The sequence below is a fragment of the Desulfosarcina variabilis str. Montpellier genome (assembly GCF_048565275.1).
Classification (GTDB): Bacteria; Desulfobacterota; Desulfobacteria; order Desulfobacterales; family Desulfosarcinaceae; genus Desulfosarcina; species Desulfosarcina variabilis.
In genome coordinates this window covers 6,323,582-6,337,118 of record NZ_CP159846.1, presented here as the reverse complement: position 1 = coordinate 6,337,118, position 13,537 = coordinate 6,323,582, and the positions used below count along the sequence as shown (strand labels likewise).

Below are 13,537 nucleotides of genomic sequence, written 5' to 3'. Positions count from 1 at the left end.
TCCTGTGGGCGCTTTCCGTTCATCCCGATAACATGCGATAACAACCGGTTGTGAGAAGTTTCGTTTTATTGACAGCGCGGTGTGGATAACCGACCCCCTGGCCGCCGGGGCATAAATGTCTTGACAATACTATTTGTATAAACTACTTGCAAGGGCTCCACGGATGTAAGAAAGATATTAAAAAAACAACTAATTAAAAAGATTTTGATCATTTGAAGCATAAAACTGTGACTATGTTCCACTGTCACATGGAGTTTTTGGGCAAACCATGAAATATGCTGCTAAAATAATTGGAACCGGCTGTGCTTTCCCTGAGCGACGGATGACCAACAACGATATTGTAAACAGGCTGGAAGAGGAGGACGTGGCCACCGACGACCGGTGGATCCATGAGCGTACGGGCATCCGTGAACGACGCTTTTCCGACCCTTCTAACCCTGAAGAACGAAACTCTTCACTGGGCGTGGCGGCAGCCAGAAAAGCTCTGGAAATGGCCGGTCGAACACCCGAGGATGTTGATCAGATCATCTATGCCACCTGCTCGCCGGACACGTTGCTGCCTTCCACAGCCTGTTGGTTTCAGCATAAAATTGGCGCGTCCCGGGCGTGGGCCATGGATCTCAATGCCGCTTGTTCGGGTTTTGTATATGGCCTGGCAACGGCGGACCAGTTTATCAAGTCCGGTCAGACCCGCACGGCATTGGTGGTGGGGGCGGAAGTTCTCAATCCCTTCATCAACTGGCGTGACAGGGGCACCGGGATTCTGTTCGGTGACGGGGCCGGGGCGGCCGTTGTGGAACGGACGGCACCGGAGGCACCGGCCCGCATCCTTTCCAGTCATTTGTTGTCCGATGGGAACCTTTGGGAACTGCTCTATATTCCTGCCGGCGGATCGAGCATGGAACTCACCCCTGAGCGATTTGCTGAAAATATGCATAAAATGCGCATGAACGGAAAAGAGATTTTCAAAGTTGCCGTGCGCACCCTGTCTGAATTTGCCAACCGGGCACTCGAAAGCAATGGATTTACCATTGATGATCTGGACTGGTTTGTTCCCCATCAGGCCAATTATCGGATTATCGAGGCTGTGGTCAGACGGATTGGCTGTCCCAGGGAAAAAGTGATCGTGAATGTGGATCGTTATGGCAATACCTCGGCGGCCACGATTCCGACGGCCCTTGACGAAGCGGTCAGGGACGGGCGCATTCAAGCGGGGCAACTCATCCTTTTGGATTGTTTCGGTGCCGGCCTGACCTATGGTGCGATCCTCATACGCTGGTAGATCGGCCTTTCTCATATCCCCGCTTGCCCTGCTGCCATCAATGCGCATCCAGCAATAACCATTATTATGGATGTAAAGAATTACTTGCAAAAGATTGCCAAGGTCGTTTTCCCTTCCTATACTTACCTGACATACGAATCCGTCCGAACGGAGGCTTTTTACGAGTTCACCAATATTTAAAATTTATTTTTTAGATGATTATTCCAATTGACGCGTAACATCCATTTCAACGCCTATTTAAGGGGGAGACGATGCTGCTTGACCGATTCTTCGACAAGGGGCGACAGTTTTTAGGTTGCCGGTATCCGATCATGTGCGGTGCCATGACGTGGGTCAGTGAGCCTGAATTGGTCAGTCACATGGGCCGCTGTGGCGGGTTCGGTCTGTTGGCGGGGGGCAATGCGCCTGTGGATGTGCTCGAAAATCAGATAAAAAAGACTCGCTCGCTTTCATCCGATCCTTTTGGGGTGAACCTGATCACCATTGCGCCGGCCTACCAGGACCAACTGGACATGGTCTGCGGGATGGGCTGCGATGTGATTGTTTTTGCCGGATCCATTCCCAAAGAAAATGAAATTCAGCGAGCCAAGGACAGCGGTGCCCGGGTGATCTGTTTTGCGCCAACCGAACAATTGGCTTTGAAGCTGGTCAAAATGGGGACCGATGCCCTGGTTTTAGAGGGCTCCGAGGCGGGGGGACATATCGGCCCGGTATCGTTGACCGTTTTAATTCAGCAGATATTGTTTGTCGTGGACTCGGTTCCGATTTTTGTTGCCGGTGGTATTGCTACCGGCCGCATGATGGCGCACCTGTTGATGATGGGGGCTGCCGGTATTCAAATGGGAACGCGTTTCGTTATGTCCGAAGAGTGCGCGGTTCATCCGGATTTCAAGGAAAGCTTTCGCAGAGCCAAGGCTCGCGATGCAGTGGCAACCCCCCAATTTGACAGTCGGCTTCCCGTGATTCCGGTAAGAGCGCTTAAAAATGTGGGCACCGATGAATTTGGCAAGCTCCAGCTATCACTGATCAGAAAACTTGAGGACCAGACTATCGATCGCACGGAAGCGCAGTACGAGGTGGAACGCTTCTGGATGGGCGCGCTTCGTAACGCCGTGGTTGATGGTGACATGAAAAATGGGTCCCTGATGGCAGGCCAAAGTGTGGGCCTGGCTGACAAAATCCTTCCCTTACAGGACATTTTCGATGAGTTGATCAACGATGCCGAAGCCGAAATGCAGCGGCTGGCCAAGTGTTTTTCTGAAATATGAGGTGAAAATTATTTTTTTGCGGTTCTAAGGTAACAAGAATCGATAGAATACATTTGCTTAACACTTTAAACTTAGCACTTGACACTACCCCTTTACAATTGCCTTGACATCTATGCTTAAATTTGGTTAACCATATCAAAATGAAAGGTTAACCAAATGGATCCCAAACAGCATATCATCAAAATCCTCAATCTTGCCGACCATGTGATTTCCGGGGAGACCCTCAGCGAAGCCCTGGGGATCAGCCGGGTCGCCGTATGGAAACATATCCAGGCCCTGGTTCAGTCCGGTGTTCCCATTGTGGCCTCTTCCAAGGGCTATCAGTTGGAAAATGATCCGGATAATCTGCAGCCCTGGGCCTTTAGCGCAAGGCAAAAGCGCATCCATTATCATCCGCAAACGTTGTCCACCATGGACGATGCGACCGAATTGGCTCGCCAGGGCTGTCCGAATTTCACTGTGGTCGTAGCTGACCGCCAGACCCAGGGGCGGGGACGCATGCAGCGGGACTGGTTGTCGGGGGAGGGTGGTCTTTATTTTTCTGTTGTCGTTCGCCCGGATATCCCCATGCTTTTGGTTGGTTTGATCAATCTGGCCGCGGCTGTGGATATGGCGGAGCTGTTGCGGTCCGACTACCAGATCGACGCCGGGGTGAAGTGGCCCAATGATATTCTGGTTGGCAAACACAAAATATGCGGCATTTTATCCCAGCTGGAAGCCGAGGGAGAGCAAGTGGCCTACATTAACATCGGTATTGGCCTTAACGTCAACAATACAGCGCAGACCGATGAACCTGTCGCGGTTTCCATGAAATCGCTATTAGGACGGTCCGTTCCACGCCGGGAAATCTTAACCGGATTTCTCGATCGGTTTGAAAAGCGCATGGCCGCCTTTGATTCCCAAAAGGTGGTGGATCAGTGGAAGGCCCTGAATGTGACCATCGGACAGCGGGTGCGTGTGTTTACGATCAAGGACATGATCGAAGGCGCGGCCGTGGATATCGATGACCATGGCGGACTGATCGTTCGTCAGGCCGATGGCGCAATGAAAACCGTCTTGGTCGGCGATTGTTTTCACCGATAAAAAATGCGGCACCGTGCTGCACGCTCAACACCCCAACCGATAGGAAAAACACTCCCATGGAAAATCAGGATCAACAACTCAAACGCATGGTTTACGCATCCCTCATGGCTGCATTGACGGCGGTTGGCGCCTATATTGCCATTCCCATTGGGCCGGTTCCCATTGTTCTGCAGAACCTGTTTGTGATGCTGGCCGGATTGCTGCTTGGCGGCCGGTGGGCGGCCATCAGCATCGGTGTGTATCTGGTGGCCGGCGCAGCGGGTCTGCCGGTATTTGCCGGTGGAACCGGTGGGGTGGGCAGGTTTATCGGCCCGACCGGTGGATATCTGCTGGGGTTTCTGGCCGCCGCCTATCTGATTGGCGTGATTTCCGAACGGGGCCGGGGCCGCGTGATCGTCGATGTGCTGGCCATGCTGGCCGGTACTGCCGTCATTTACACCTTTGGCGTGCCATGGCTCAAGGTGATTACGGGCATGAGCCTGTCCAAGGCGGCCGCTGTGGGCATGCTTCCTTTTTTAATCGGCGATGTCGTTAAAATTGCCGCCGCCATTCCCATTGCCAGAACCTTGCGGCCCATGATCGATGGTTCCTTTCAAGTGGTTCACTCGGCCGGCTGATCTTGATGTCCATCATTCAGATCAACACCCTTTCCCATCGTTTTGCCGACGGTAGCCTGGGGCTTGACCATGTCAGCCTGGCACTCAATGAAGGTGAATTGAGTGTCATCGCCGGTGCAAATGGTTCCGGCAAAACAACCCTGCTGCGCCATTTGAACGGGCTGCTCGTGGCCCAGTCCGGAGACGTGAGGGTCTGCGGCTTGTCGGTGAAAAAAGATCCGTCGGCCGCCCGACGTCTGGTGGGGATGGTTTTCCAGGATGCGGACAGTCAGATTGTCGGTGAAACGGTTTATGACGATGTGGCCTTTGGCCCTGAAAATCTGGCGCTGCCAAGAGACGAAATTGACCAACGGGTAAGCCGGGCGCTTGCTGCCGTGGACCTTTGCGGGTTTGAAAACAAGCGGCCGCATTACCTGTCAGGTGGTGAAAAGCGGCGCCTGGCCATTGCCGGGGTACTTGCCATGAGGCCCAAGGTTCTTTTGATGGACGAACCTTTCTCCAATCTGGATTTCCCTGCAACGGTCAGGGTTCTTGATCAGATTCTTGAACTACATCAAAACGGACATACCATCGTCATTACCACCCACGATTTGGAAAAGGTAATCGCCCATACCCAGCGTTTGGTGATCATGGCCAAGGGGCGTGTGGTCCAGGATGGTCACCCTGAAAAAATAATCCATGGCATCCAAGACTATGGCATCCGGCCACCATGCTCTGTTCAATTGGGTAGAGGCATCCGTCCATGGGCGAGTTGACCACCATTGGATTCAATCCCGGCCAATCCCTGCTGCATCGCCTGGATCCGCGTACCAAACAGGCACTGATGTTGGGCTTGAGTGTGGTCAGCGTATGGGGCGGTGTTTATTTTTTATCGATTGTGTCCTTCGCACTGGCGGTGCTTTTTCGGTCAGCCCACTTAAAGCTGTTCCAGTTAATCCGTGAAATCCGTTATTTTCTCTTTTTTCTGCTGTTTGTTTTTATTGTGCGCACCGTTACCCTCGATGATGACTGGATGCCCGTCATATCCTCTGCGGCAGCCGCAGAAGGGCTGCTCGTCTGCTGGCGCCTGCTGGTGGTGGTGCTCATGGGGATCCTGCTGATGGCGACCACCCGTATTGCTCACATTCGTGCGGCGCTGGTGTGGTTCATGAAACCTGTCCCTTTCGTGGATGAAAAGATGCTGGCCACAATGGTGGGGTTGGTGGTGCGTTTCCTGCCGGTAATTCTTACCCATGCCTCTGAAATATCCGATGCCCAGCGCGCACGGGGCATCGAGATGCGTAAAAATCCGCTTTTACGCCTGGTAAAATTTTCTATCCCGTTGTTCCGACGCGTTTTTTGGGGGGCCGACGAACTGTCGGTGGCCATGCAGGCCCGTTGCTACAATGAAGCCCGAACCCTGCCTGAGCTGTCCTTTAGCCGCTGGGACGGCTGGGCCATGGGCAGCGGGGTGCTGCTTTGTTTGGCCGTGCTGATTCCCTAATGGATGTGGCCGTTGGTGCAACGCCGAAGACGGGCGCAAGAACAAGTAATTTGGGTCAATTAATAAAATTTCCGATCCTAAGGGTTTCCTGCCGATTGTTAATCCCTCTTGACGATAGCAGCACAATTTCGCACCATATGGATAACATTTCTCACTCCATGGATCCCTTTGTTTGACAGCAGTAAAGTGCTGGTGTAAGGCATAGCTGCTTTTTTGATGGACTCAAGGTCGTGCCCATCCAGGTTCTGGATGGGCACTATGTCATATTGATGATCGTTGTGCTTGATGGTTTCACCATTTTTGCCGATTGTGCGAGGCCCCATTTGTAAAGGAGGATGGCGTTGAAAATCGTTATTGTGGGTGCCGGCGAGGTGGGGTTTCATATCGCCAGCCGCCTGGCCATGGAAAATAAAGATGTGGTGGTTATCGACTCCAATGCCCAGGCGTTGAAACGACTATCGGAAACCATTGACGTGCAGACGGTCATCGGATCAGGCAGCAGTCCGGCGATTCTGGAAACCGCCGGGGTCCGTGAAGCTGAAATCATGCTGGCCGTCACCGATTCCGATGAGGTGAATCTGGTGGCCTGCCTGATGGCCGATACCCTGTCGCCAATGACCAAGAAACTGGCCCGTCTGCGCGGGGCCGATTTTGACACCTATTATGAGGTGTTTAAAAACAACGCCCCCCACATCGATACGGTCATCAACCCTGAGATCGAGGTCGTGCGTACCATCGAACGCCTGATGAGCGTCCCCGGCGCCGTGGATGTGGGAGAGTTTGCCGATGGCCGGATAAAATTCGTCGGTATCTACATTGATCCCGGTTCGCGTCTGGCGGGGGTCAAACTGGCTGATTTGCCCAATATAGTAGAGGAAGAACGCCCCTTGATCGCCGCCGTGGTTCGTGAGGATGTATTGATTATTCCCAAGGGCAACGATCATTTGCGCGGGGGGGACCTGGTCTACTTTATCAGCGAGGAAAAAAAGCTGTTCAAGCATCTTTCCATCTTCGATAAACACGCCTCACAGGTGAAACGGGTGCTGATTGTCGGCGGGGGACGCATCGGGTATCGGCTGGCCAAGCGGCTTGAGGAAAAATCAATCGCCTGCAAGCTGATTGAAAAACGCCCTGACCGTTGCGGTATCCTGGCCGAGCGCCTGGATCGGACCGTAGTGCTGCATGGGGATGGATCCGATCAAAGCCTGCTGGTGGAAGAAAACATTCATGATACGGATCTGTTTGTCACCCTGACCAGTGACGAGGAGACCAATATTCTGGCCTCGCTGCTGGCCAAACGCCTGGGCGCCAAGAAGACCATTACCCAGATCAACAAGTTCAGTTACTTTTCCCTGATGTCCACCATTGGGATTGAACAGGTGGTCAGCCCGCGCTTATCGGCCATCAATTCCATCCTGCAGCACATCCGCCGGGGCAAGGTGCTCTCGGCCATTTCCATTAAAGGGGAAGAGGGCGAGGTCATGGAAGCCCTGGCCCTGCCGACCTCCGATATTGTGTCCAAGCCCTTGAAGAAAATTGCTTTTCCAAAAGGATCAATGGTGGCCGGCATCATCCGCAAGCAAAGTATTATCATTCCCACCGGTGACAGTATCATCGAACCGGAGGACCGTATCATTATTTTTGCCACCCGCCAGGCGATTCCCGGGGTTGAGAAAATTTTATCTGTCAAGCTGGAGTATATTTAAATGCGCTGGCGCTATATCCTGCACACCATCGGGGTGTTGATCCTGTTTTTCGGCGGAACCATGCTGATCCCGCTGGCCTATGAGCTTTTTACCATGGATCCCAGCCTGATGCCGCTGACCAAGGCCATCATCGCCACATTGGTTTGCGGCGTTTTGCTGGTGGCAATTTTCCGTCATGAGAAAACAGAAACCATCAGCCAGCGGGAAGGCATGGCCATTGTGGCTGTGGGCTGGACCGCCATCGGCCTGTTTGGTGCCTTGCCGTTTTATTTTTCCGATGCATCCTTTTTGTTTGTGGACGCCTTTTTCGAATCTGTATCGGGCTTTACCACCACCGGCTCATCGATTTTGACCAATATTGAGGGCCTGAGCCGGGGGCTGTTGCTCTGGCGCAGTTTTATCCAGTGGCTGGGGGGGATGGGCATCATTGTGCTGTCCATTGCCATCTTGCCCTTTTTAGGGGTCGGTGGCATGCAGCTTTACAAGGCGGAGGTGCCCAGCCCCGTGCCGGATAAGCTCAAGCCCCGCATCCGCGACACAGCCATGATTTTGTGGAAAGTCTACGCCCTGTTTACCGTTCTCGAGGTGATCCTGCTGCTCGCCGGCGGAATGAGCATGTTCGATGCCCTGAACCATGCCTTCACCACCATGCCGACTGGCGGTTTCTCGACTAAAAATGCCTCTGTGGCGCATTTTGACAGTGTCTATATCGATGTGGTGATCACGCTTTTCATGCTGATGGCCGGCATCAACTTCTCTTTGCACTACCAGCTCCTCAGGGGACAGCCCATGGCCCTGTGGAAAGATTCGGAATGCCGTTTTTACCTGGCCATGTGCGTCATCCTGACGATCGTGGTCGGGTTGAACATTTATCAAACGGTCTATCCTGATCCACTGCAGGCCCTGCGCTATGCCGCCTTCCAGGTGGTTTCCATTGTTACCACCACCGGTTATGCCACGGCGGATTATGAGCTGTGGCCGGCCATGTCCCAGATTATTATCTTTTGGTGTATGTTTGCCGGAGCATCGGCCGGGTCGACCGGCGGCGGCATGAAATGCCTGCGCATCATGCTCTGCTTCAAGTACAGCTATAAAGAGCTTTTTTCCATGATTCATCCCCGGGCGGTCACCCACATTAAAATCGGCGGTAAAACCGTGCCTGAAGACGTTGTTCGCAGTGTGCTCGGGTTTCTGGCGCTCTACATGGCGCTTTTTTCTGTGTGCACGGTGGTGCTGGCCGGTATCGGGGTGGACTTTGTCACGTCTTTGGGGGCGGTGGCGGCGACCATCGGCAATATCGGACCCGGCTTTGGAATGGTGGGGCCGGTGGAGAATTTTGCCCAAATTCCAACCATGGGTAAGTGGCTGCTGGCCTGGTGCATGCTCCTGGGGCGGCTTGAAATCTATACACTGATCATTTTGATTGTACCTGAATTCTGGCGAAAATAGAAAATAACAAAAAAAGATACGAAAATAGAATTTAGCTGTTGACAAAAGGGCCCCTGACATATACAAACGGTTTTTCTTTTGAGGGCCGTTAACTCAGTCGGTAGAGTATCTGCCTTTTAAGCAGAGAGTCGTTGGTTCGAGCCCAACACGGCCCATCACAATTAGCAAAGTATGCGTCCCCATCGTCTAGCCTGGCCCAGGACACCGGCCTTTCACGCCGGCGACAGGGGTTCGAATCCCCTTGGGGACGCCACTTAATAAATATATTTAATTCCCTATTTAAGGCCACTGACGCAGCAAATTGCTGATCAGTGGCTTTTTTGTTTCCGGAATTTGCCTGCGGACGTAAATCGTGGACGTAAAATTGAAACTATGGTCCAATCGATGCTCTTTTCACCGGCAGGTTGATGACTTTGGCTGGCCGGCTGATGCCTTCTTCGAGTGCCTCCCGAACCGCCGGGTCAAGCCCGATACTGCGCAGGTACCGTTCAGTAGTGCTCGGGCTTTTGTGCCGTAGAATCGTTTGGATGATTCGCAACGGGTAGCCTTTTGATTCGATCCCAAGTTTCGGAGTGTTGTTGCGCCGAAGAAGGAAAATAGTATCCGCTCATCGAAGGCACAGTCTTGTAGTCGTGCTGAGGAGTCCACTTCCAGTTTTCAGAATGATCCAGAAACACATAATCCGCTGCACTATAATATTTTGGGAAATTTGTTCGGGAACGCGGGGAGGAACTTCGCGAAAAAGACCGACGATATTCGTTGAGGCAGGTCGCCCAGCGTATAAATATTGAACCCTCCTATCTCAGCAAAGTGGAACGTGGGGAGAATACCTACCTCTCAGAGGAAAAAATATACGCCCTGGCACAGGAACTCGATGAAGATCCTGATGTTTTGTTGGCCTTGAGCGGTAAGGTTTCTGAGGATATCCAGCAAATCATAAGGAAGCGGCCTACACTGTTTGCGCAACTCATCAGGGAATTAAAAATATGTCGGATAACGCTGTCTTGCGCATTGTGAGGGAGGTGCGGGATGGAAAACGGTAAAGGAATAATTGTATGATAGAGCTTAAAAAAAAGATACCCTGCGATTCAAGTTTCCAGAAGTTCATTCGACGGCTGAATTGAAAATCGATTTTTTGCGAACGCTGAGAATTCCAGGTGATGAAAAAAGTTATATTCAGTTTTAAGTAAAAAAGATGTTTTATTGTGGTCCATAAATTAAAGGCTTATGAACGGGAATTCAGGCCTGGCTGACTTTTCCGCTCGCATGGAAAAACTTTTCAAGATATCTGGAGAGAATGGATACGCTATAGGTCATAATAAAATACATCGCACCCACAGCCAAGTAAATCTCAAACGGCCGAAAAGTTCTTGCATAGACCATCTGACCTGCCCGGGTCAATTCATTTATGGCTAACACCGATACCAGGGAAGTCTCCTTGAGCTGGGCAGAAAAGGAATTCACAAGCGCGGGGATGGCCACCTGGATAGCCTGAGGCAGAATGACATGTTTCAGGCTCTGGAATCTGTTTAACCCCAAAGAGATAGCGGCCTCTTCCTGTCCTTTGTCCACGGCATAAAGGCTGCCCCTGATAATTTCAGATATATAGGCGCCGTTGCATAATCCGATTCCTAAATAGGCTGCGGTGTAGCTGCTGATGGTAATCCCGACAGAAGGCAAAGCATAGTAGATAAAAAAAAGTTGGATCAACAGCGGGGTCCCTCTGAAGATCTCCACATAGGGGGTCAAAAGAAAATTCAGCCGTCTTGGTCTGGACCTGGCAATCCCCACAACGGTGCCAATGGCCAAGGCAATGACGTAAGAGACGCAAGTAATTTGTAGGGTGATACCCGCCCCTAAAAGCAGCTCTCTGTGGTTTTGAAAAATCAGTATTGTTTTGAAACCGTCCAAGGGACCTGCCGCCTTCCTGGGACAGGATTAATTGAGCCCCAGCCACTTTTCATAGATTTGCTGATGTGTGCCATTGGCCTTGATGTCTGTCAGGGCCGAATTGATCCGAGAGGCAAGTTCATGGCTACCCTTTGGTAGAGCAATGCAGATTTCGTTTGATTTTAGCGGATCTCCAACCACCTTGAAGGAGGGGTCCTTTTTTATCTGGACAGCTGCATAGGCAATACTGCAGATTAAGGCATCAATCCGTTTGAACTTAAGATCCATGAACGCTTCTGTGGTGTAATTATATGTTTTAGTCTCTCCGATCATATCTTTGATGCCGTTCATCACCCGTTCACCGTTAGAGGCCAGCTGAGCTCCTACAGTTTTCTCTTTCAAATCTTGTTTCCCGTGGATGCTCTCCTCGTCTTTATGAACGATCAGCACTTCGTTTAGGTCAACATATTTGTCACTGAAATCAACCCGTTCCATTCTTTCAGGGGTTTTGACCATGCCAGTGATTAAGACGTCGTAATCGCCCTTTTTAAGACCGGCAATAAGTCCCTGCCACTCACCGTCCTTTAATTTAATTGCGATATTAAGCTGCTTTCCAAGTGCATTGGCCATGTCCACATCAAAGCCTTTAAACTCTCCGGTTTCGGTTTTGAATTCAAACGGGGGATACTGGGCACAGAATCCCACTGTCAGTACGCCCTTTTTTTCAATCTTTTTCCATGATAAGTCGTTGGCAAATCCGTTGGCCGCCATGACCAGAACCATGATCGCCAGTGTCCATGTTAAGGATAGATGCCGTTTCATTTTAGCTCTCCTTTTCCAGTTGGATTAATGTAGAGGGGTTTTTCTCATCCACTGCCATCATCTTTAAGGATATGCCTTTGTCACTCAGCATCTTTTTAAGTTCTCTTAAAAAAACGCCGCTGCCTTTTTTGTAAGTTAAGTTTTTGAGCTGGGATTCAACCATTTCGCGATCCCTTATTGTCCCACCGGTCAAACCTGAGGGGATTTTCGTCACTCCGCAGTTGGGGCTGCCTTCTGCGCCGATGATGCCGCAAATCTCATATCCGGCCGATGAAAAAGCTTCGATCTGATCCACAGAGGCCTCAAGTATCCGGCGGCAGTGCCGCCGGTAATTGGGCTGGTTATATTGTTCAAAACACATCCCCCATCGGTTCAGCCCCATATAGGATGTTTCCGGGCATGGAAGCTGAAAAATGCCTGTGCCTGCTTCAATGAAAGCATCCATGGCCTGTCGCAATACTCCCGGGTAGACAGCTAAAGGGCTGACCTTAGCATTTGCATTGAGGATGCAGTGGCAGACAATAATAATTTTTTTACTCCGGTTCACAGCGCTTCTCCTTTCTAATGTGTTAAGGCTGCTTACTATTCAACTTAAAGACTTATCAAATTGATAATTCCTATCAGAAAGAGATAAATGATAGAATGGCCAAATGTATGATGTGCCCTGATCGTTCTATTTTGTTACAGAAGTCATGCAACCTGCCCGGACCTTTTAGATCACATGGCTGTTCATGCAAAAAATGAAAAGTCCCCCGCTGGCCAAATACAAAGGAGGGACTTTCCACTCCATTCATGATGCTGATCGTGAATAATTGAGCAGATACCGGCTACCCTTGTAAATCCCGTAGCCCAGCCCAACGGCAACCACGACCACACCCGCGGCGATGCCGACAGCAATGATTTCCGCCGGAATGCCGCCAGCATTGACGGTCAACCGCCTGCCAGCGTCTGCCGCGACCTCCAATGTCTTTTCATCACCCGTAAAAACCACCTCCTTTCAATCGATCTCAACCACCTGGCCGAAGGGTATATTGCGTCTGCTGCAACGGTGCAAAGCCACAGTACCGGATATTCCGGCGCCTGGCTTGGAAACCGGCTGCATTCCAGATCGGTAAGGTAGGCAGGCATATGATTTCTCGGGTTTCACGGGCACGCTTGATCGCACTGGCGCCGAACTGGGATTTGACCAACCCGTGCGTGGACAGTTTGCCCAGCACCATAACTTCGTCCAGTTCATCGAACACGCGATGCTCCACCACCTCGAAGCTCCAGTTGCCGTCCAGGGCGTCGTTGAGACGCTGGATGACGCTGTGGCCCTCGATGTAGTCGATCAGGTGGCCGAAATTTCCCTCCCGCTGGTGGATGGCCTCGGGCGGAAAGGGCTGTCCCAACAGTTCACGATTCATAGATCTTCCTTTCAGGTATTGACAGGGGATCGGTGTATTTCACCGTATTCTGACCTTGGTTGGTATTTGTCGCTTCTGTGCAGTGACTTCTCTTGGCTAAAAACCGGATGAGGTGGGCAGGGGGCAGAGGGAGGGCGCTTGAGACGGGATCAGGCTGTTTCGTCTATGACGGATTGGACAAAATTGCCGGTTAAGGACCTCGCGCGGGTGAACCGTCGTAGCCGACAGGGCGCCCACAGAGACGATGTTCATGCCGATCATCTGATTTTTGGCGCTCAGCAGGGCCACCACGAACTGCTCCCGGTCCGGCTGGCCTCTGGTGAGAATGAGGTTCTGAAGCACGGCGTGGGCCTGATGAGAGTTGCACAGGTTGGCCTGGCCAAAGGAGACGGTTTCGTCTTTGACCAGGGTTACGCGGTAGATGGCGATACTCTTTTGGGCAATGGGCTGGCGTTGTTGATCTGTGTATGGGGGGAATCGGTTACTGTTTTCATTTTGTTTCATACACGGCCTCCGTAAATGTTGAAGGGA

16 protein-coding genes and 2 tRNA genes are annotated in these 13,537 nt (G+C 51.6%); 11 read left to right on the top strand and 7 right to left on the bottom strand.

What is annotated here, in order from left to right:
- The first annotated feature begins 268 nt into the window (after positions 1-268).
- The 10 genes from Dvar_RS28570 (at position 269) to Dvar_RS28525 (ending at position 9,141) form a co-directional block, all read left to right on the top strand.
- Positions 269-1,282: a beta-ketoacyl-ACP synthase III gene (locus Dvar_RS28570; protein ID WP_419656545.1), complete on the top strand. Its 1,014-nt coding sequence runs from the start codon at positions 269-271 to the stop codon at positions 1,280-1,282.
- Positions 1,283-1,533: 251 nt separating this feature from the next.
- Positions 1,534-2,550 (top strand): NAD(P)H-dependent flavin oxidoreductase, encoded by a 1,017-nt coding sequence (locus Dvar_RS28565; protein ID WP_419656544.1) that lies wholly within the window; start codon positions 1,534-1,536, stop codon positions 2,548-2,550.
- Between the two features lie 156 nt (positions 2,551-2,706).
- The gene (locus tag Dvar_RS28560) at positions 2,707-3,633 is read left to right on the top strand and encodes a biotin--[acetyl-CoA-carboxylase] ligase (RefSeq protein WP_419656543.1); all 927 of its coding nucleotides are present in this window, start codon (positions 2,707-2,709) and stop codon (positions 3,631-3,633) included.
- A 56-nt stretch (positions 3,634-3,689) separates the two neighbouring features.
- Positions 3,690-4,250 carry a biotin transporter BioY gene (locus tag Dvar_RS28555; RefSeq protein WP_419656542.1) on the top strand — a complete coding sequence of 187 codons (561 nt, stop codon included), beginning with the start codon at positions 3,690-3,692 and terminating at the stop codon, positions 4,248-4,250.
- A gap of 5 nt (positions 4,251-4,255) precedes the next feature.
- Positions 4,256-5,005, top strand: a complete 750-nt coding sequence (locus Dvar_RS28550) for an energy-coupling factor ABC transporter ATP-binding protein (protein WP_419656541.1) — start codon at positions 4,256-4,258, stop codon at positions 5,003-5,005.
- Entirely contained in the window at positions 4,993-5,733 is a 741-nt protein-coding gene (locus tag Dvar_RS28545) for an energy-coupling factor transporter transmembrane component T family protein (RefSeq protein WP_419656540.1), read from the top strand. Before Dvar_RS28550 ends, Dvar_RS28545 begins: the two co-directional genes overlap by 13 nt.
- A 341-nt stretch (positions 5,734-6,074) precedes the next feature.
- Positions 6,075-7,439 (top strand): Trk system potassium transporter TrkA, encoded by a 1,365-nt coding sequence (gene trkA, locus Dvar_RS28540; RefSeq protein ID WP_419656539.1) that lies wholly within the window; start codon positions 6,075-6,077, stop codon positions 7,437-7,439.
- Entirely contained in the window at positions 7,440-8,888 is a 1,449-nt protein-coding gene (locus Dvar_RS28535) for a TrkH family potassium uptake protein (RefSeq protein WP_419656538.1), read from the top strand.
- A gap of 82 nt (positions 8,889-8,970) precedes the next feature.
- A tRNA-Lys gene (locus tag Dvar_RS28530) sits at positions 8,971-9,043 on the top strand.
- Between the two features lie 20 nt (positions 9,044-9,063).
- Positions 9,064-9,141: transfer RNA gene (locus tag Dvar_RS28525), tRNA-Glu, on the top strand.
- A gap of 117 nt (positions 9,142-9,258) precedes the next feature.
- Here the strand turns inward: Dvar_RS28525 and Dvar_RS28520 are convergent.
- A complete protein-coding gene (locus Dvar_RS28520; protein WP_419656537.1) occupies positions 9,259-9,426 on the bottom strand; it encodes a hypothetical protein in 168 nt (55 codons plus the stop codon).
- A 221-nt stretch (positions 9,427-9,647) separates the two neighbouring features.
- Here Dvar_RS28520 and Dvar_RS28515 point away from each other — a divergent pair, with 221 nt between their 5' ends.
- The gene (locus Dvar_RS28515; protein WP_419656536.1) at positions 9,648-9,905 is read left to right on the top strand and encodes a helix-turn-helix domain-containing protein; all 258 of its coding nucleotides are present in this window, start codon (positions 9,648-9,650) and stop codon (positions 9,903-9,905) included.
- Between the two features lie 222 nt (positions 9,906-10,127).
- Here Dvar_RS28515 and Dvar_RS28510 read toward each other — a convergent pair whose 3' ends face one another.
- The 6 genes from Dvar_RS28510 to Dvar_RS28485 form a co-directional block, all read right to left on the bottom strand.
- The gene (locus tag Dvar_RS28510; RefSeq protein ID WP_419656535.1) at positions 10,128-10,799 is read right to left on the bottom strand and encodes an amino acid ABC transporter permease; all 672 of its coding nucleotides are present in this window, start codon (positions 10,797-10,799) and stop codon (positions 10,128-10,130) included.
- Positions 10,800-10,826: 27 nt separating this feature from the next.
- Positions 10,827-11,600, bottom strand: a complete 774-nt coding sequence (locus tag Dvar_RS28505; protein ID WP_419656534.1) for a substrate-binding periplasmic protein — start codon at positions 11,598-11,600, stop codon at positions 10,827-10,829.
- A gap of 1 nt (position 11,601) precedes the next feature.
- A complete protein-coding gene (locus Dvar_RS28500) occupies positions 11,602-12,147 on the bottom strand; it encodes a CD3072 family TudS-related putative desulfidase (RefSeq protein ID WP_419656533.1) in 546 nt (181 codons plus the stop codon).
- Positions 12,148-12,390: 243 nt separating this feature from the next.
- The gene (locus Dvar_RS28495; protein ID WP_419656532.1) at positions 12,391-12,591 is read right to left on the bottom strand and encodes a hypothetical protein; all 201 of its coding nucleotides are present in this window, start codon (positions 12,589-12,591) and stop codon (positions 12,391-12,393) included.
- A 16-nt stretch (positions 12,592-12,607) separates the two neighbouring features.
- The gene (locus Dvar_RS28490; RefSeq protein ID WP_419656531.1) at positions 12,608-13,006 is read right to left on the bottom strand and encodes a Rad52/Rad22 family DNA repair protein; all 399 of its coding nucleotides are present in this window, start codon (positions 13,004-13,006) and stop codon (positions 12,608-12,610) included.
- A gap of 96 nt (positions 13,007-13,102) precedes the next feature.
- Entirely contained in the window at positions 13,103-13,510 is a 408-nt protein-coding gene (locus Dvar_RS28485; RefSeq protein WP_419656530.1) for a JAB domain-containing protein, read from the bottom strand.
- Between the last annotated feature and the right edge of the window lie 27 nt (positions 13,511-13,537).

Excerpts from the sequence above, each read along its gene's own strand:
- Dvar_RS28485 (WP_419656530.1), bottom strand. The coding sequence starts at position 13,510 with ATGAAACAAAATGAAAACAGTAACCGATTCCCCCCATACACAGATCAA.
- Dvar_RS28545 (WP_419656540.1), top strand. The coding sequence starts at position 4,993 with ATGGGCGAGTTGACCACCATTGGATTCAATCCCGGCCAATCCCTGCTG.
- Dvar_RS28550 (WP_419656541.1), top strand. The coding sequence starts at position 4,256 with ATGTCCATCATTCAGATCAACACCCTTTCCCATCGTTTTGCCGACGGT.
- Dvar_RS28535 (WP_419656538.1), top strand. The coding sequence starts at position 7,440 with ATGCGCTGGCGCTATATCCTGCACACCATCGGGGTGTTGATCCTGTTT.
- Dvar_RS28570 (WP_419656545.1), top strand. The coding sequence starts at position 269 with ATGAAATATGCTGCTAAAATAATTGGAACCGGCTGTGCTTTCCCTGAG.
- Dvar_RS28490 (WP_419656531.1), bottom strand. The coding sequence starts at position 13,006 with ATGAATCGTGAACTGTTGGGACAGCCCTTTCCGCCCGAGGCCATCCAC.
- Dvar_RS28505 (WP_419656534.1), bottom strand. The coding sequence starts at position 11,600 with ATGAAACGGCATCTATCCTTAACATGGACACTGGCGATCATGGTTCTG.
- Dvar_RS28565 (WP_419656544.1), top strand. The coding sequence starts at position 1,534 with ATGCTGCTTGACCGATTCTTCGACAAGGGGCGACAGTTTTTAGGTTGC.
- Dvar_RS28560 (WP_419656543.1), top strand. The coding sequence starts at position 2,707 with ATGGATCCCAAACAGCATATCATCAAAATCCTCAATCTTGCCGACCAT.
- Dvar_RS28555 (WP_419656542.1), top strand. The coding sequence starts at position 3,690 with ATGGAAAATCAGGATCAACAACTCAAACGCATGGTTTACGCATCCCTC.